Genomic DNA, 17,735 nt, shown 5'->3' with positions numbered 1-17,735 from the left:
GAGCCGCCGACGGGCAGCGGAGCCGCGGTGCCGGTGGGTGCCGCGGTCGGCACGGGGCCGGCCGTGGGGGCCGCGGTCGGAGTCGCGGTGGGCCCGGCGGTGGGAGCCGTCGTCGGGCCGGAGGTCGGAGCCGTGGTGGGCGCGGCCGTCGGCGTCGAGGTCGGAGCCGTGGTCGGTCGGGCGGTCGGCGTCGGCGTCGGAGCCACGACCTGCGATGCGGGCAGGATCTGCACGATCGAGGGACGCGGTGCCGCGAAGGCGCCGGCGGGGACCGCTCCGGTGGCCGCGAAGTCGGGGAAGTACGAGGTCGGCGCCTCGAACGTCCCCTCCTCGCCCGGGTGCTGCACGGCGACGAAGACGTGCTGGTCCTGGTCGTGCACGATCGGGCCGCAGGTCTCGGCGTCGCGCGGGACCGACAGGAACTGCTCGACCTTGCCGCGCTCGGCGCCCTCGAGCGCCACCTTGAACAGGCCGTCGTTGTAGCCGATCCCGCTGGGCGCGCCGTCGGTCGAGATCCAGAGGTTGCCGACGGAGTCGAAGGCCAGGTTGTCGGGGCACGAGATCGGCGAGACCTTCTCGGCCGGGAAGCCGGAGAAGTAGACGACGTCGCCCTGCGCCGCGTCGCCGCAGAGCATCAGCAGGTTCCAAGTGAAGGTGCGGCCGGTCTGGTCGCCGCCGTCCTCGATGATCTCGACGATGTGGCCGTCGCGGTTCTCGGTGCGCGGGTTGACCTCGGTCGGCCCCTCCTTGCCCTCGGTGCCGCGGTTGGAGTTGTTGGTGCACGCCACGTAGATGCGGCCGCTGATCAGGTTCGGCTGCACGTCCTCGCAGCGGTCCATCTTGGTCGCGCCGGCCAGATCGGCGGCCTGGCGGGTGTGCACCAGGACCTGCTCGACGCTCATGCCGGGGATCTTCGAGGCGCCGTCGAGCACGAGCGGGAGCCACTCGCCGATGCCGTCGAAGCCGCCGTCGGAGGGGACGGCGCCGGTGCCGGTGATCTCGGCCACGGGGGAGTCGCCGGTGAAGCGGGCGACGTACAGGTCGCCCTCCTCGAGCAGCGTCTTGTTGTGGGCGCGGTCGCCCTCGATGTAGCGCTTCTTCGAGACGAACTTGTAGAGGTAGTCGAAGCGCTCGTCGTCGCCCTGGTAGGCGACCACGCGGCCGTCGGGGGCGATGATGACGTTCGCGCCCTCGTGCTTGAGGCGCCCGAGCGCGGTGTGCTTCTTCGGGGTCGACTCCGGCTCGAAGGGGTCGAACTCGACGATCCAGCCGAAGCGGTTCGGCTCGTTCTCGTAGCCGGGGGTGCGGGCGTCGAAGCGCGGGTCGTCGAGCTCCCAGAGGCGGGAGGTCTCGGCGTCGGCGAGGCCGTAGCGCTTCTCCTCGGCGCTCAGCCCCGTCGCGCGGAAGTAGCCGTTGAAGTTCTCCTCGCCCGAGAGGATGGTGCCCCACGGGGTCGTGCCGCCGGCGCAGTTGCCGAGCGTGCCCAGGACGGTGCGTCCCTCCGGGTCGGCGACGGTCTTCAGGAGCGGCGAGCCGGCGGCCGCCCCGGTCACCTCGTAGGGGGTGTCGAGCAGGTAGCGGCGGTTGTGCTCGCCGCCGCGGACGTACGCCCAGGGGCGGTCGACGGCGGTGCGGACGAGCTCGACGACGCTGAGGCCGTGGGCCGCGCGGCCCACCTCGCGCACGCGCTCCGGCTCGGACTCGAGCTGCGCGGCCGGGAACATGATGTTCTCGTTCGTGTACTCGTGGTTCACGACCAGCAGGGCGCGCAGGCGCTTCGAGCCGGGGATCTCGACGATGTCGGTGTAGTCGTTGTTGTAGCCGAACTGGCCGGACTGCGCCGCGCCGGTCTGGTCGGCGATGTCGAACTCGGTGCTGTCGGCGAAGAGCGGGTCGCCCCAGCGGATGATCGGCTGCCAGGCGAAGCCCTCGGGCACCGTGAACTCGTCGACGGTGTAGGGCACCGGCGCGATCGGCGAGAAGACGAGCGGGGAGCCGTCGCCGGCGGCCGCGGCGGTGGCGGCTTCGGCGGTCGGAGCGCCGGGGGAGGCGACGGCGATCGTGACGGCACCGGCGAGGCCGAGGCCCAGGGCGCCGCGGCGCGAGATCTGCGCTCCGACGATGTCGCGGAAGTAGCTGTTGTGCGAGGTGTTGCACGTCGCGGCCGAGCACGCGTTGGCGCACTTCAGGGCGCACGTGACGGGGCTGCGCTTCCCCCGGGTGTGCCCGGCCATGGGCAGCAGCAGTCGGCGGGAGGTGTCGGTCATCGTCGTCTCGTCCTTCGATTCGCAAGCGGGGGAGGCCTCGAGGCAACCAGGGCGAGCGGGCGGGCACGTCACCCGGCGGCGGATCCGCCCTGAACGGAAGGTGAACGTCGATCGACGTAGGAGAGGCTCACCTCACCTGGGCGGGCACCGGCTGGCCGAGTGGCCCCGGGAGGGGCGTATCGAGACCTGCCCTCCCCGGCAGATCGGCCTTTCGACCGGGCCTTCTGGAGGCATGGATCTCGATACGCCCGCTGCGCGGGCTACTCGATCAGCAAGGGGGGAAGGGGAGAGGCCGCCCCTCTGCCTGGTGGTCGAGTAGCCCCGGAGGGGCGTATCGAGACCCAGCGCTCCCTAGCGCTGCCGCGCCTCGCGCGCCGCGAGCAGCGGCACCGCGTGCTCCTCGATCCAGTCGACGACCGGCAGGAGCCGCTCGGCCAGCTCCGCGCCCAGCGGGGTCAGGCTGTAGTCGACCCGCGGCGGGATCACCGGGTGCGCCTCGCGGTGCACGAACCCGTCCTCCTCGAGCGTGCGGAGGGTCTGCGCGAGCATCTTCTCGCTGATGCCTCCGATCCGCCGCCGCAGCTCGGCCCAGCGCTGCGTCCCGGGAGCGAGTGCGGCGAGCACGAGCACCGCCCACTTGCTGGTGACGTGCCCGAAGATCTCGCGGCTGCCGCAGTCGGCCGAGTAGACGTCGGCGACGAGGGGAGTGCTGTCGGTGGTGAACACGGGTCCTCCTGAAGTGGTGTCACTGAGTACTAACGAAATAGTGCGTACTGCATTCCGGGAAGTACTCGACCGGGTCCGCGGTTGCAGGGTGGGTCGGCGGAACCTCGTCGCACCGCCCTACGGAAGGACCACCTCATGACCCTCGTCGTCACCGGAGCCACCGGCCACCTCGGCCGCCTCGCCGTCCAGCACCTGCTCGCCCGCGGCACCGCCGCCTCCGAGATCGTCGCCACCGGCCGCGACGCCGCGAAGCTCGAAGCGCTCGCCGCCGACCTGGGCGTGCGCACCGCCGTCGCCGACTTCGAGGACCCCGCCTCGCTCGACGCCGCCTTCGCGGGCGCCGAGGCCGTGCTGCTCGTCTCGGGCTCCGAGGTCGGCAAGCGCGTCGCGCAGCACACCGCCGCGATCGACGCCGCCGTCCGCGCCGGTGCGCGCCTGGTCTACACCAGCGCCCCGAAGGCGACCACGAGCACGCTGATCCTCGCTCCCGAGCACAAGGCGACGGAGGAGGCCATCGCCGCGTCCGGCGTCCCCGCCGTCGTCCTCCGCAACGGCTGGTACAACGAGAACTACGAGCAGACCGTCGCCGAGCTCGCCTCCACGGGCACCACGCTCTCGAGCGCCGGCGAGGGACGCGTGGCGAGCGCCGCCCGCAGCGACTACGCCGAGGCGGCCGCGGTCGCCCTCGTCGATCCCTCCCTCGTCGGAACGGTGCACGAGCTGTCCGGCGACACGGCCTGGACCTTCGACGAGTTCGCCGCCGTCGTCGGCGAGGTCGCCGGTCGCGAGACCGCGATCACCCACGTCGACTCCGCCGAGCACGCCCGGATCCTCACCGAGGCGGGCGTCCCCGAGGGCGGCGTCGGCTTCGTCGTCGGGCTCGACGCCAACATCGCGGAGGGACTGCTCGGCGAGACCGACGGCTCGCTCGCGCGCCTGATCGGCCACCCGACCACCCCGATCCGCGCCTACGTCGAGTCGCAGGTCGGCTCCTCCGCGACGCAGGCCTGATCCACCCCCGGCTCGCAGGATCACGTTCGGCTCGCGGGATCCGGAGGTTCCTGCGAGCCGCACGCGTTCCTGCGAGCCGAAGACCCGCTCCGGACCCGCGTCCGGCGTCACATTCCGTCATCCTCCGTCACGCGCCGTCATCGCGCCCCGTAGCCTGAAAGACCGTTCATCCCGCACCGACGGCCGTCAGGAGCCCCGCCCGTGATCACCGCGACCGGCCTCTCGAAGACGTTCGGGGGCGCCCGCGCCGTCCGCGCGCTCGACGACGTCAGCCTCCACGTCGACGAGGGGACCATCTTCGGCGTCGTCGGCCAGTCCGGCGCCGGCAAGAGCACGCTGCTGCGCGCGGTCAACCTGCTCGAGCGCCCCGACTCCGGCACGGTCGAGGTCGGCGGAGTGACGCTCACCGACCTCGACGAGCGGGCTCTGCGCCGCGCCCGCCACGACATCGGCATGGTGTTCCAGCACTTCAACCTGCTCTCGAACCGCACGGTGCAGCAGAACGTCGAGTTCGCCCTCGAGACCATCGGCGTCCGCGGCTCGGAGCGCCCCCGGCGCGCGGCCGAGATGCTCGACCTGGTCGGCCTCTCGGCGCACGCCGGCAGCTTCCCCTCCCAGCTCTCCGGCGGCCAGAAGCAGCGCGTCGGCATCGCCCGCGCGCTCGCCGGCCGCCCCCGGGTCCTGCTCTCGGACGAGGCCACCAGCGCCCTCGACCCCGAGACGACCCGCTCGATCCTCGACCTGCTGCGCCGCCTCAACCGCGAGCTGGGGCTCACGGTGCTGCTGATCACGCACGAGATGGACGTCGTCAAGCGCGTCTGCGACTCCGCCGCTCTGATGGAGTCGGGCCGGATCCTCGAGCAGGGCGAGCTGGTGCAGCTCGTCTCCACCCCGGGCTCCGCCCTCGCGCGCGAGCTCTTCCCCCTGGGCGCGCTGCCCGAGGACGACGGCTCGGCGATCATCGACATCACCTTCTCGGGCGGCTCGGCCGACCGTCCGGTGATCGCGCAGCTCGCCCGCGGCTACGAGATGGACGTCTCGATCCTCGGAGCCGTCATCGAGACGATCGGAGGCAGCCAGGCCGGCCGCACCCGACTCGCGCTCCCGGGCGATCGCGCCACCGTCGTCCGCGCCGTCGCCGACCTGCGCTCGCAGGGGCTCGCCGTCGAGTGGCTCCGAGGGGGCGAGGCCGCATGATCGACGTCAACTCCCCCACCTTCTGGAGCGACCTCATCGAGGTCGTGCTCAAGGGCCTCGGCGAGACCCTCTACATGGTCGGCGTCGCCACCCTGGTCACGATCCTCGTCGGCCTGCCGCTGGGCATCGTCCTCGTCGGCACCGAGCGCGGCGGGTTCCTCGAGCGCCTCGGCGGATCGAGGGCGCTGGGAGCCGCCGTGAACCGGGTCCTCGGATTCGTGGTCAACCTCGGCCGCTCCGTGCCGTTCATCGTGCTGATGATCGCCCTCATCCCGCTCACGCGATTGATCATCGGCACGTTCATCGGATCGACGGCCGCCATCGTGCCGCTGGCCATCATCGCCATCCCCTTCTTCGCGCGCATGGTCGAGATCGCGCTCAAGGAGGTGGACCCCGGCCTGTACGAGGCCGCCGCGTCGCTCGGCGCCTCCCGCTGGCAGCTTGTGCGCCGGGTCCTGCTCACCGAGGCCCGCCCGGCGATCGTGCTCGGCCTCTCGACGACCATCACCTCGATCATCAACTTCTCGGCCATGGTCGGCGTCGTCGGCGGCGGCGGACTGGGCAACGTCGCCCTCACCTACGGCTACCAGCGCTACAGCTGGATCCACATCGTCGCGGTCATCGTCGTGCTCTTCGTCATCGTGCAGATCGTGCAGGCGGCGGCGACCCTCGCCGCGCGCCTGGTCGGGCACGACCGGCGTGCGAAGCCCGAGCAGGCGATCGCGGCGCTGGAGTCGGACGCCGCCGGCTCCCCGCACCCCTCCCCTCAGAACCCGGACCGAGAGAAGACGCCATGACCCGCTCCCGCACCATCCGCTCCGCCGCCCTCGCCGCCGCGGGGATCCTGATGCTCGGCTTGTCCGCCTGCTCGAGCGACTCCGGCTCCGACGCGTCCGCCGACTCCGGCGACCTCGGCACGATCAAGGTCGGCGCCCTCGCGACGCCCGCCGGCGACCTGCTGACCTGGGTCGACGAGAACCTCGCCGAGGAGAAGGGACTCGACATCGAGTGGGTCGAGTTCAGCGACTACAACACGCCGAACCCCGCGCTCTCGGACGGCAGCACCGACGCGAACCTCTTCCAGAACGCCACGTTCCTCGAGACCTACAACTCGCAGGCGGGCGGCTCGCTGGTCAGCGCCGGCGAGGTCTACCTCCCCGCCGCGGCCTTCTACTCCGAGTCGCTCGAGAGCCTCGACGACCTCGAGGACGGCGCGACCGTCGCGATCCCCAACGACCCGACCAACGAGGGCCGCGCGCTCAAGCTCCTCGCCTCGGAGGGGATCATCGAGGTCGCCGACGACGTGACGAACCTGCAGGGCATCACCTCGAACCCGCGCGACCTGCAGTTCACCGAGATCGAGAACGCCTCGCTGGCCCTCGCCCTCCCCGACCAGGACGCCGTCTTCGTGACCGCCACCTTCGCTCTGCCCGCCGGCCTCACCGAGGACCAGTCGATCCTGATCGAGGGCACCGACAGCACCTACTACAACGTGCTCGCCACGACCCCCGAGCTCGAGGACGACCCGCGCGTCACCGCGCTCTACGAGCTGCTCACCGACCAGCGCACCAAGGACCACCTGCTGGAGGAGTGGGACGGCCTGATCGTCCCCGTCTCCTGAGGCGCGTCCCGCCCCGAAGGTGCTGACCGCCGGTGAGCACCTCCGGCTCGTGAGAACGCGTTCGGCTCGCAGGGATTCACGGATCCTGCGAGCCGAACGCGTTTCCGCGCGCCCGAGGTGCGCCGAGTGCGGCGCCTCCGGAGGCTCGCCGCGGAGCCCCGGACCCGCCCGGGCCGTCGCCGCTCGGGCGGGTGTCGGCGGCCCGTCGTAGGGTGGTCGCCATGACCTCGACGACGCCTCGCTCCGGTATCGACCGCTCCGAACTCGACCCCGCGACGCGCCCGCAAGACGACCTGTACCGCCACGTCAACGGGCTCTGGATCGACCGCACCGAGATCCCGAGCGACAAGGCGCGCTACGGCTCCTTCCACGTGCTCCAGGAGGAGGCCGAGAAGGCGGTCCGCGACATCATCGTCGAGGCCGCGACCGCTCCGCAGGGCTCCGAGGAGCGCCGCTTCGGCGACCTCTACACCTCCTTCATGGACGAGGCCCGGGCCGAGGAGCTCGGTGCCGCTCCGATCGCCGACGACCTCGCCGCCGTGCAGCGCGTCGACTCGATCGCGGGCCTGCTGGCCGCCGTCGGCGCCTCCGAGCGCACGGGCGTGCCCGGCCTCTTCGGCCTCTTCGTCGACAACGACCCGGGCGACCCCGAGCGCTACCTCGTCTTCGTCAACCAGGGCGGTCTCGGCCTGCCCGACGAGAGCTACTACCGCGAGGAGGAGTTCGCCTCCGTCCGCGAGAAGTACACGCCGTTCGTCGCGCGCATGCTCGAGCTCGCGGGCGTCGGAGCGGCCGAGGAGCGCGCCGCGCGCATCGTCGCCCTCGAGACCGAGCTCGCCGCCGTGCACTGGGACAAGGTGCGCAGCCGCGACAGCCAGGCCACCTACAACCTCCGCTCGTGGGCCGAGGTGGAGGAGCTCGCCGCCGGCATCGACCTCGGCGTCTGGCTGACCGCGATGGGCGCTCCGGAGGGGGCGCTCGCCGAGGTCGTCGTCCGGCAGCCGAGCTTCCTCCAGGGCCTCGCCGGACTCCTGACCGACGAGAACCTGCCCGCGTGGCGCGACTGGCTGTCGTGGCAGGTCGTCCGCGGGGCGGCGGCGTACCTCTCCAGCGACTTCGTCGACGCGAACTTCGACTTCTACGGCCGCACCCTCACCGGCACCCCGCAGAAGCGCGAGCGCTGGAAGCGCGGCGTCTCGCTCGTCGAGGGCTCCCTCGGCGAGGCCGTGGGCCGCATCTACGTCGAGCACCACTTCCCCGAGAGCGCCAAGACCGAGATGGACGTCCTGGTCGCCAACCTCATCGAGGCGTACCGCCGCTCGATCGGCGACCTCGAGTGGATGGGCGCCGAGACCCGCGAGCGGGCGCTCGAGAAGCTCGAGAAGTTCACCCCCAAGATCGGCTACCCGGTCCGCTGGCGCGACTACTCCGCCCTCTCGATCGACCCGGCCGACCTGGTGGGCAACGCGCGCCGCGTGGCCGCGTTCGAGTTCGATCGCGAGCTCGGCAAGATCGGGAAGCCGCTCGACCGCGACGAGTGGTTCATGACTCCGCAGACCATCAACGCGTACTACAACCCGGGCTTCAACGAGATCGTGTTCCCCGCGGCGATCCTGCAGTTCCCCTTCTTCGACGAGACCCGCGATCCGGCCGCCAACTACGGCGCGATCGGCGCGGTCATCGGCCACGAGATCGGCCACGGCTTCGACGACCAGGGCTCGCGCTTCGACGGCGACGGCCGCCTGACCGACTGGTGGACGCAGGCCGACCGCGAGGCGTTCGAGGAGCGGACCAAGGCGCTCATCGCGCAGTACGACGCGCTCGCCCCCGCGACCACCCCCGGGCACCACGTGAACGGCGCGCTGACCATCGGCGAGAACATCGGCGATCTGGGCGGGCTGAGCATCGCGTGGAAGGCGTACGTGCTCTCGCTCGAGGGGCAGGAGCCGCCCGTGATCGACGGTCTGACCGGCGCCGAGCGCTTCTTCCTGTCGTGGGCGCAGGCCTGGCAGCAGAAGTCCCGCGACGAGGAGACGATCCGCCTCCTGGCCATCGATCCGCACGCCCCGGCCGAGTTCCGGTGCAACCAGATCGTCCGCAACATCGACGAGTTCTACGCTACTTTTGACGTCACCGAAGGCGACGCCCTCTGGCTCTCCCCGAGCGAGCGCGTCACCATCTGGTAGTCACCGGCGACTGCCGTCCCGTACCGCGGACGTCCACCCCCGGGCATCGAGAGCCGACCGATGCCGACGGGGCCGTCCGTGCATCGCGCGCCGTCCCGACGCGTCGACGGACCCTCGCGTCCGCCCCTCCGCACGACCCGCTCACCCGACCCGTAGAGGGGCCCGACCCGTGGTGATCCCCACCCACGACACCCGCCGTGACAACCGACGAGCCCGCCGCGGCCGGCACAAGGGCTCGCACGATCACGACAACTTCCAGCGCGGCTTCGACGCGCTCGGCCGGCTCGCACTCGACGGAGTCGTGGTCTCGGCCCGCGCCGTCGATGTCGCCACCGGACGCACCCTGTTCGCGGTCGACGACTCCGTCTCGATGCCGACCGCCGGTATCGGCAAGATCCTGCTGCTGATCGAGGTGGCGGCCCGCCTCGCGACCGACCCGCAGGAGAACCTGCGCCTGGTCGACCGCACGGCCGCCGACGCCGTCGCCGGCTCGGGCGTCTGGCAGCACCTGCAGGTGCCGTCGATGCCGATCGCCGACCTGGCGGCGCTGGTCGGAGCGACGAGCGACACGCTCGCCACCAACGTCCTCCTCCGTCGCGTGGGGCTCGACGCCGTGCGCGAGCGCGCCGAGGGCCTCGGCCTCTCGCGCACCGCGCTGCTCGACGTCGTCCGGGATGACCGCGGCCCCGACGACGCCCCGCAGCTGTCCATCGGCTCCGCCCGGGAGCTGACCTGGCTGCTCGCGACGCTCGCGAACGGCGAGATCGTCGACTCCGCCGTCAGCTCGCGCGTCATCGGCTGGCTGTCGCTCAACTCCGACCTGTCGATGGTCGCCTCCGCCTTCGGCCTCGACCCGCTCACGCACCGCCAGCCCGACCACGGCGTGCTGCTCGTCAACAAGACCGGCGCCGACATCGGCGTGCGCGCCGAGACCGGCGTGCTGCGCGGCCCGCGGGCCTCGGTCGCCTACGCGGTGACGACCCAGTTCGACGACACGAACCTGCACTACCGTCTCGCCGTGCTCGAGGGCATGCGCACCCTGGGTGTCGACCTGCTGGAGTACGTGCACTGACGCGGGCGGGGCGCGTCCTCCGCCGACGCGGCGTCCGGAGCCCGTGCCGGGGCCCCTGCGTGCCGCGGTGATCGCGTGCGCCTCGCCGGCTCGACTCCGCGCTGCTCGATCGCGGGGGTCGTACCCGCGGGATCGAGTCGGCGGCGGCCGTCCGTCAAGTCCGTGACCGCCGTCGGGACTGCGACCTAGGCTGCCGACAGCGGAACCGCCTCCGGTGCGGGCCGCGGAGGAGGAACCATGAGCAGCTTCGGCTTCGACGCCCCCGAGGACGTCACCGACACCAGCCGCCCCGACCCCGACTCGATCCCCGCGCCTCCCGAGGACCCGGCGCAGATCGACGACCCGGAGGCCCTCGACGAGGCCCTCGACGAGGGCGCCGACGCCCGCCTCGACGACGACCAGGACCCGCCGGAGCAGCCCGTCGTCCCGTCGCCGAGCTGAGCACCGCCTCTCCGGCCGACGTCGCGGAGAGCGGGAGCCGTGCCCGCGGCGTCCGGAGGAGTGGGCACCCGCGCGGCGACGTCGGCGGAAGTGGACCGCCCCGGTGAACTCCCGCGCGGCTCAGCGCGGCGCGACCGCCGCCAGCCACTGCCGCACGAGCGGCACGATGAGCGCCGGATCCTCCTCCGCCTCGAGCACGCGCACCGCCCGGTCCGCCGCCCGCCACTGGACCCGGTCGTCGTCGAGGACCGGCGCGACCTCGTCCGCGCGTGCCGCGACTCCGCGGTGCAGCACGACCTCGACGCGATCGCCCGGCCGGAGGCGCAGCGTGACCAGGTGCTCGCCGATCGCGTAGCTGGGCGCGTTCCACTTCACCGACTCGACGAGCCGCGGATCCGCGGACAGCACGGCCTCGCGCACCCGACCGATCTGCTCGTCACGCGGGTGCCGCATCGCGGCGACGTGGGCTGTGGCGGCGGCGTCGAGTCGGGTCATGGAGCCACCGTGGCACGCGGTGGGGCGACGTGGGTGTTCGCAACCGAGGTCAGGATGCGGGGAAGGGCGCCGGCAGGGCCGCCGCGGCCCTCCGAACCTCGGTTGCGCACTGCGTCGGGCCGAGACTCGGTGCGCGGACGCCCCATTCGGCCGCGGACGTGCGCAAGGCTGGAGCAATGCAGTTCAGAGTCTTCACCGAACCCCAGGAGGGCGCGAGCTACGAGGACCTCCTCGCCGTCGCCCAGGCGACCGAGGCCCTCGGCTTCGACGGCTTCTTCCGCTCCGACCACTACCTCCGCATGGGCGACGGCGATCCCGGCCCCGGACCCTCCGACGCCTGGACGTCGCTCGCCGGCCTCGCCCGCGAGACCGAGCGGATCGCGCTCGGCACGCTGGTCTCCTCCGTCACCTACCGCCCGCCGGGGATCCTCGCGATCCAGGTCGCCCAGGTCGATGCCATGTCGGGCGGGCGCGTCGAGCTCGGGCTCGGCACCGGCTGGTTCGAGAAGGAGCACGCCGCGTACGGCATCCCCTTCCCGCCCCGCCGCTTCGACCTGCTCGAGGAGCAGCTCGAGATCGTCACCGGCCTCTGGTCGACCCCGGTCGGCGAGCGCTACTCGTTCGCGGGCGAGCACTACACGCTCACCGATTCGCCCGCGCTGCCCAAGCCCGCGCGGCTGCCGGTCCCGGTGATCGTGGGCGGAGGAGGCCCCAAGCGCACCCCGCGCCTCGCCGCCCGCTTCGCCAGCGAGTTCAACCTGCCGTTCCCCGAGTTCGACTCGATCCGCGGCTCCTTCGACCGCGTCGACGAGGCGTGCCGCGCCATTGGGCGCGAGCCGTCGTCGCTGGTGCACTCCGTCGCGCTGATCGCGGTCGCAGGATCGTCGGAGGCGGAGTTCACGCGCCGGGCGGCGGCCGTCGGGCGCGAGCCGGCCGAGCTGCGCGAGCACGGCATCGCGGGCGGTGTGCAGGAGGCGGTGGACCGCCTGGAGTCGCTGCGCGAGTCGGGCGTCGAGCGCGTGTACCTGCAGATCATGGACCTCCACGACCTCGAGCACCTCGACCTGTTCGCCCGCGAGGTCCTGCCGCGCCTGTCGTCCTGAGGCCGCGCCCGCGCGCGGCTTCCTCCTCCCTCCTCCAGAAGTTGCGGTGACCGCGCGCGCTTCCCGCAACTTGTGGAGTACCGGCAGTCCGCCCTCCTCCAGTCCGCGAAAGTTGTCGTACTCGAGCCTGAGTACGACAACTTCTGCGGACTCGACGGCGACTCGCGGGGAGTCGACGGCTGCGGCCTCCTGCAGCCCACGCTTCTCCAAGAGTTGCGGTGACCGCGCGCGCTTCCCGCAACTTTTGGAGAGTCGGCGGCTCGGCCGGCTCCACTCCGCAAAAGTTGTCGTACTCGAGCCCGAGTACGACGACTTCTGCGGACTCGACAATGCCTTCTGGGCGCGAGGCGCGGGTAGCGCGGAGGCGGCGGCCGCGCCCCGCGGCCCGGCACCGACCTAGGCTGGACACGTGCCTGAGACCATCGAGCGCCCCGACGAGCGGCTGCGGACCCGCTCCGCCGCCGACGTCCCGTGGATCGTGCTCGTCTGGGACGACCCGGTGAACCTCATGTCGTACGTGTCGTACGTCTTCCGCAGCTACTTCGGTTTCGGCCGCGCCGAGGCGGAGCGGCTGATGCTGCAGGTGCACACGGAGGGGCGCGCGGTCCTCGCGACCGGCAACCGCGAGGAGATGGAGCGGCACGTGGAGGCGATGCACGGCTACGGCCTGTGGGCGACGCTGCAGAAGGCCGACGCGTGAGCCGCCCCGTGCCGAACGCCCAGAACGCGCAGAACACCCAGAACGCCCGGACCGCGCGCAACGCCCGCGACGTCCCCGAGATCACCCCGGCCCCCGCGATCGGCCCCCGCTGATGCGCGCGTTCCGCCGCGACGCCTCCGGAGCCGCCGTCGCCCGCTTCGATCGTGAGGAGGCCGGGATCCTCCGCCACCTCGCCGGCGAGATGCTCGAGCTCCTGGACCGCAGCGTCGACGACGACCAGGCGCGGAACGACCTGGCGCTCGCCCGGCTGCTCCCCGACGCCTACCGCGACGACGCCGAGGCCGCAGCCGAGTTCCGCCGGTTCACCGCTCCCGACCTCGCCGCCCGCAAGATGGACGACGCCCGAGCCGTGACCGCGGCGCTCGACGCGGGGGACGACTCCGCTCACCGCGGCGTCTTCGCGGGCCTGGGCGAGGTCTCGGTGCGACTCGAGGAGCCGCAGGCGCTCTCATGGATGCGCGCGCTCACCGACATGAGGCTGGCGCTCGCCGCCCGGCTCGGCATCCTCGACTCCGACGACGGCCTCGAGCCCGCCGATGACAACGCGGCCGCCATCCGCAGCGTCTACGACTGGCTCGGCGCGGTGCAGGACGGCCTCGTCCGCGCGGTCGACGTGTAGCTGCTCCGCCCGGGCCTGGCGGCCACGATCCCGCGTGCTCCGCTCGACCGGATCGCACGATCCGCGGCGTCGGGGATCCCGACCACTGCCCGCACCACCCTTCGACCTCGACCTCGCGCACTCGCGCGATCGGTCCGTGCTCGCGACGGCGCTCTCGCCCCGGCCCCTAGTCGTTCTAGGGAATCCACAGCTGTGGACAACCCTGTGGAGAACTGTGGACAAGGGTGGGGAGAACCCGCTCCGGATCCCGCAGAACCGCGGCGCGCCTGTGCAAGGGGCTGTGGAGACCTGTGGAAACGCGTACCGTCCACCCTGTGAATACACCGAGTGGCAACCAGGCCAAGCAGGCAGCGGACGACGCGCAGGACTCGACGGCGGTGCGCACGCTCGCCCGTTTCGGCTACGCGGCGAACGGGCTCGTGCACATCCTGATCGGAGTGATCGCCCTCGGGATCGCCCAGGGCGGCGGAGGCTCGGCGGACCAGTCGGGTGCGCTCGGCGCGCTCTCCTCGACTCCGGGCGGAACCGTCGTGCTCTGGGTCTGCACGATCGGGCTCTTCGGACTGGCGCTGTGGGGGATCCTCGAGGCGTTCCTTGTCGTCAAGGGCGACACCGAGCTGAAGAAGTGGGGCAGCAGGCTCAAGGAGGCGGCGAAGGCGCTCGTCTACGCGGCACTCGGCGTCACCGCGCTCCGCTTCGCGATGGGCGACGGCTCGAACTCGTCGGAGTCCTCGAAGAGCGCGAGCGCGCAGGTCCTGGCGGCGCCGGGCGGCGTGGTGCTGCTCGTGCTGGTCGGCGTGGCCGTCCTCGCGGTCGGCGGCGTGTTCGTCTACCGGGGCGTATCGAAGAAGTTCCTCGAGAACATCGCGGAGCCCGGCGGCACGGCCGGGACCGTCGTCACCTGGCTGGGCGTCGTCGGCTACACCGCCAAGGGCATCGTGCTGGGAGCGCTGGGCGTGCTGCTGATCGTCGCCGCCGTCAGGCACGACCCGAAGCAGGCGGGCGGACTCGACGAGGCGCTGAAGTCGCTGACCGAGCTGCCGTTCGGGGTCTTCCTGCTCGGCTTCGTCGCCCTCGGACTCATCGCCTACGGCGTGTACTGCTTCGCGCGCGCACGCTGGCCGCGCCTCTGACGCGGTCCTACTCCTCAGCGGCTTCCCGCGCAACTGGTGACACGGTCATCGTCGCGGTGACACGCTGAGCCTGTGAGTGCAGGGACCGACGACGAGGTCGCGACCGGGGTCTACTCGGTCGGGATCTCCGCCGCGCGCCTGCTCCGCTCCGCCGCCGCCGGCGACCGGGCGGCGTTCGCCGAGCTGTTCGACCGCTTCAGCGGTCTCTTCTCGGCCTCGATCGCCGCCGTCCACTCCGACCCGTCGACGCGCGACCGGCTCTGCACCGAGGCCTTCGCCGAGGTCTGGCGGCGCGCGCCCGAGGGGGCCGGCTCGCGGACCCCGGTGCTCTGGCTGCTCGAGGTGCTCTGCGAGACCCTCGGATCCTCCCGGGCGCTCGCCCGACGCCCGCTCGGCGAGGGCCTCCTCGCGCTCGCCTGCCCGGACCGCGAGCTGCTGCTCCTGGCCGTCGCGGGGCGGTACTCCCAGCCCGAGATCGCTGCGCTCACCGGGATCGGCGAGCCCGCTCTGCGCCGGATGCTGCGGGACGCTCTCTCGTCTCTCCGCGAGCTCGGCGACGGTCGTCTCACCGCCTGAGCACCTTCGGGAATACACCGTCCCGCGGTAAAGTTGAGTCAATCGAACTCAACTCTCGATCATCAGGAGGACACCCCAGATGCAGGCCGGTCGCACGCCCCAGCAGGACGAGCAGCAGTCCGCCCTCGAGCAGTACGGAGTCGACCTCACCGCGATCGCTGCGAGCGGCAAGCTCGATCCGGTGATCGGCCGCGACGCCGAGATCCGCCGCGTCAGCCAGGTGCTGACCCGGCGCACCAAGAACAACCCCGTGCTCATCGGCGAGCCCGGCGTCGGCAAGACCGCCGTCGTCGAGGGCCTCGCCCAGCGCATCGTCGCCGGCGACGTCGCCGACAGCCTCAAGGGCAAGCGCCTCGTCAGCCTCGACCTGTCCGCCCTCATCGCGGGCGCCAAGTACCGCGGCGAGTTCGAGGAGCGGCTGAAGGCGGTCCTGAAGGAGATCAACGACTCCGACGGCCGCATCATCACGTTCATCGACGAGCTGCACACGCTCATGGGCGCGGGAGGCGGCGACGGCTCGGTCGCGGCCGCCAACATGCTCAAGCCCATGCTCGCGCGCGGCGAGCTGCGCATGATCGGCGCCACGACCCTCGACGAGTACCGCGAGTACATCGAGAAGGACGCGGCACTCGAGCGCCGCTTCCAGCAGGTGTTCGTCGGCGAGCCGAGCGTGGAGGACACCGTCGCGATCCTCCGCGGCCTGAAGGAGCGCTACGAGGCGCACCACAAGGTCGCCATCGCCGACTCGGCCCTGGTCGCCGCCGCCTCGCTCTCGAGCCGCTACATCACGGCCCGCCAGCTGCCGGACAAGGCGATCGACCTGATCGACGAGGCCGCATCGCGGCTCCGGATGGAGATCGACTCCGCTCCCGTCGAGATCGACGAGCTGCGGCGCTCCGTCGACCGGCTGAAGCTCGAGGAGCTCGCGCTGAAGAAGGAGAAGGACGAGGCCTCGAAGGCGCGGCTCGAGAAGCTGCGCGAGGATCTCGCGCGCCGCGGCGCCCAGCTCGAGGAGCTGCAGAAGCGGTGGGAGCGCGAGCGCGCCTCCCTCAACCGCGTCGGCGACCTCAAGAACAAGCTCGACGCCCTGCGGATCGAGGCCGAGCGCGCCCAGCGCGAGGGCCGCCTCGAGCGCGCCTCGCGGCTGCTCTACGGCGACATCCCCGTGATCGAGCGCGACCTCGCCGCCGCCGAGAAGGAGGAGGAGCCAGCCGAGGGCCGCATGGTCAACGAGCAGGTCACCTCCGACGACATCGCCGCGGTGATCGCCGCCTGGACGGGGATCCCCGTCGGCCGGCTGATGCAGGGCGAGACCGAGAAGCTGCTGCACCTCGAGCGCGAGCTGCACCGCCGCCTCATCGGGCAGGAGCAGGCCGTGTCGGCCGTGTCGGACGCGGTGCGCCGCACCCGCGCGGGCATCTCGGACCCCGACCGGCCCACCGGCTCGTTCCTCTTCCTCGGCCCGACCGGCGTCGGCAAGACCGAGCTCGCGAAGGCGCTCGCCGACCACCTCTTCGACGACGAGAAGGCGCTGGTGCGCATCGACATGTCGGAGTACGGCGAGAAGTTCGCCGTCTCGCGCCTGGTCGGCGCCCCTCCCGGCTACATCGGCTACGAGCAGGGCGGCCAGCTGACGGAGGCGGTGCGCCGGCGCCCGTACTCCGTGGTGCTGCTCGACGAGATCGAGAAGGCGCACCCCGAGGTCTTCGACGTGCTGCTGCAGGTCCTCGACGACGGCCGCCTCACCGACGGGCAGGGGCGGACGGTCGACTTCCGCAACACGATCCTCATCCTCACCTCGAACCTCGGCTCGCAGTACCTCGTCGATCCGACGCTGTCGATCGAGCAGAAGGAGGAGGCGGTGCAGCAGATGGTGCGCCAGGCCTTCAAGCCGGAGTTCGTGAACCGCCTCGACGACATCGTGATCTTCCGGACGCTGGATGAGACCGAGCTGGGCGAGATCGTGTCGCTGTACGTCGACCGGCTGTCGCGCCGGCTGTCGGAGCGACGGCTCGACCTCGCCGTCACGCCCAGCGCCCGCGGGTGGCTGGCCGAGCGCGGCTACGACCCGCAGTACGGCGCCCGGCCGCTGCGACGACTGATGCAGCACGAGATCGACGACCAGCTCGCCACCGCGCTGCTGGACGGCTCGATCCGCGACGGCGACGTGGTGCTGGTCGACGTGGACGCCGACGGTGAGGGCCTCGTGGTGAGCGCCGGGCTTCCGGCGGCGGCGTAGGGCCTCGGGCTCCTCGACGGTCGTCCGGCCGGCGATCGAGTCCTCGAGAGTCGTCGTACTCGAGCTCGAGTACGACGACTTCGGCGGACTCGGTGGCCGTGCAGCCGCTTCTCCAGAGGTTGCGGTGAACGCCCGCGCTTCCCGCGACTTCTGCGGAAGCGCGGCAGCGTCAGCGCCCTTGCGGTGCCCGCCCGCCGGCCCATCCGAGGGAAGCCGTCGAGGCTCCTCCCCAGCACGCGGGCCGCACCGGGTCGTCCACAGTCCCTGACCGCGGGCGCTGCTCCGGAGCGAGGTCGGCCATGCGCAGGCCCGGGGGTGGGAGGGACAT

At 72.0% G+C, this 17,735-nt stretch carries 16 protein-coding genes; 13 read left to right on the top strand and 3 right to left on the bottom strand.

The genetic code is table 11. From position 1 onward, the window contains the following. Together NB037_RS14445 and NB037_RS14440 are read right to left on the bottom strand one after the other, a co-directional pair. Window positions 1-2,267 (bottom strand): PhoX family protein (locus tag NB037_RS14445; RefSeq protein WP_251946837.1); only part of this gene is annotated, 2,267 nt, incomplete at its 3' end. A 351-nt stretch (window positions 2,268-2,618) separates the two neighbouring features. Further along, complete coding sequence (locus NB037_RS14440) at window positions 2,619-2,993, bottom strand: winged helix-turn-helix transcriptional regulator (RefSeq protein WP_251946835.1); 375 nt, start codon at window positions 2,991-2,993, stop codon at window positions 2,619-2,621. A 135-nt stretch (window positions 2,994-3,128) separates the two neighbouring features. On the opposite strand from NB037_RS14440, the gene NB037_RS14435 reads away from it, so the two are divergent. From NB037_RS14435 to NB037_RS14405, 7 genes are all read left to right on the top strand, one after another. Continuing rightward, the gene (locus tag NB037_RS14435; protein WP_251946833.1) at window positions 3,129-4,004 is read left to right on the top strand and encodes an NAD(P)H-binding protein; all 876 of its coding nucleotides are present in this window, start codon (window positions 3,129-3,131) and stop codon (window positions 4,002-4,004) included. 201 nt (window positions 4,005-4,205) lie between these two features. Then, entirely contained in the window at window positions 4,206-5,201 is a 996-nt protein-coding gene (locus tag NB037_RS19940; RefSeq protein ID WP_251946831.1) for a methionine ABC transporter ATP-binding protein, read from the top strand. Continuing rightward, window positions 5,198-5,998, top strand: coding sequence for a methionine ABC transporter permease (locus tag NB037_RS14425; RefSeq protein ID WP_251946829.1), 801 nt, complete (start codon window positions 5,198-5,200; stop codon window positions 5,996-5,998). The genes NB037_RS19940 and NB037_RS14425 overlap by 4 nt, the downstream gene beginning before the upstream one ends. Beyond that, window positions 5,995-6,822, top strand: coding sequence for a MetQ/NlpA family ABC transporter substrate-binding protein (locus NB037_RS14420; protein WP_251946828.1), 828 nt, complete (start codon window positions 5,995-5,997; stop codon window positions 6,820-6,822). The genes NB037_RS14425 and NB037_RS14420 overlap by 4 nt, the downstream gene beginning before the upstream one ends. A gap of 221 nt (window positions 6,823-7,043) precedes the next feature. Further along, on the top strand, window positions 7,044-9,008 hold the full coding sequence (locus tag NB037_RS14415; protein ID WP_251946826.1) for a M13 family metallopeptidase: 1,965 nt from the start codon (window positions 7,044-7,046) through the stop codon (window positions 9,006-9,008). 169 nt (window positions 9,009-9,177) lie between these two features. Continuing rightward, the gene (locus NB037_RS14410; RefSeq protein WP_251946824.1) at window positions 9,178-10,080 is read left to right on the top strand and encodes a serine hydrolase; all 903 of its coding nucleotides are present in this window, start codon (window positions 9,178-9,180) and stop codon (window positions 10,078-10,080) included. 237 nt (window positions 10,081-10,317) lie between these two features. After that, a complete protein-coding gene (locus tag NB037_RS14405; protein ID WP_251946822.1) occupies window positions 10,318-10,521 on the top strand; it encodes a hypothetical protein in 204 nt (67 codons plus the stop codon). A 120-nt stretch (window positions 10,522-10,641) separates the two neighbouring features. Here the strand turns inward: NB037_RS14405 and NB037_RS14400 are convergent, their stop codons facing one another. After that, entirely contained in the window at window positions 10,642-11,016 is a 375-nt protein-coding gene (locus NB037_RS14400; RefSeq protein ID WP_251946820.1) for a DUF1801 domain-containing protein, read from the bottom strand. 176 nt (window positions 11,017-11,192) lie between these two features. On the opposite strand from NB037_RS14400, the gene NB037_RS14395 reads away from it, so the two are divergent. The 6 genes from NB037_RS14395 to NB037_RS14370 all read left to right on the top strand — a co-directional run bounded on the left by NB037_RS14395 (window position 11,193) and on the right by NB037_RS14370 (window position 17,407). After that, a complete protein-coding gene (locus NB037_RS14395; RefSeq protein WP_251946819.1) occupies window positions 11,193-12,119 on the top strand; it encodes an LLM class F420-dependent oxidoreductase in 927 nt (308 codons plus the stop codon). A 409-nt stretch (window positions 12,120-12,528) separates the two neighbouring features. Further along, window positions 12,529-12,819, top strand: a complete 291-nt coding sequence (gene clpS / locus NB037_RS14390; RefSeq protein WP_251946817.1) for an ATP-dependent Clp protease adapter ClpS — start codon at window positions 12,529-12,531, stop codon at window positions 12,817-12,819. 112 nt (window positions 12,820-12,931) lie between these two features. Continuing rightward, complete coding sequence (locus NB037_RS14385) at window positions 12,932-13,459, top strand: DUF2017 family protein (RefSeq protein ID WP_251946815.1); 528 nt, start codon at window positions 12,932-12,934, stop codon at window positions 13,457-13,459. Between the two features lie 314 nt (window positions 13,460-13,773). After that, window positions 13,774-14,592 carry a DUF1206 domain-containing protein gene (locus tag NB037_RS14380; protein ID WP_251946814.1) on the top strand — a complete coding sequence of 273 codons (819 nt, stop codon included), beginning with the start codon at window positions 13,774-13,776 and terminating at the stop codon, window positions 14,590-14,592. A 72-nt stretch (window positions 14,593-14,664) separates the two neighbouring features. Further along, window positions 14,665-15,168 (top strand): RNA polymerase sigma factor, encoded by a 504-nt coding sequence (locus NB037_RS14375; protein ID WP_251946812.1) that lies wholly within the window; start codon window positions 14,665-14,667, stop codon window positions 15,166-15,168. 79 nt (window positions 15,169-15,247) lie between these two features. Beyond that, window positions 15,248-17,407: an ATP-dependent Clp protease ATP-binding subunit gene (locus NB037_RS14370; protein ID WP_251946810.1), complete on the top strand. Its 2,160-nt coding sequence runs from the start codon at window positions 15,248-15,250 to the stop codon at window positions 17,405-17,407. Window positions 17,408-17,735 lie beyond the last annotated feature (328 nt).

Origin of the sequence: Rathayibacter rubneri (assembly GCF_023743255.1) — a bacterium.
In the GTDB taxonomy this organism is placed as follows: Bacteria; Actinomycetota; Actinomycetes; order Actinomycetales; family Microbacteriaceae; genus Rathayibacter; species Rathayibacter rubneri.
Note: the sequence above shows the minus strand (reverse complement) of the source record. Positions and strands in the feature narration are given on the sequence as shown.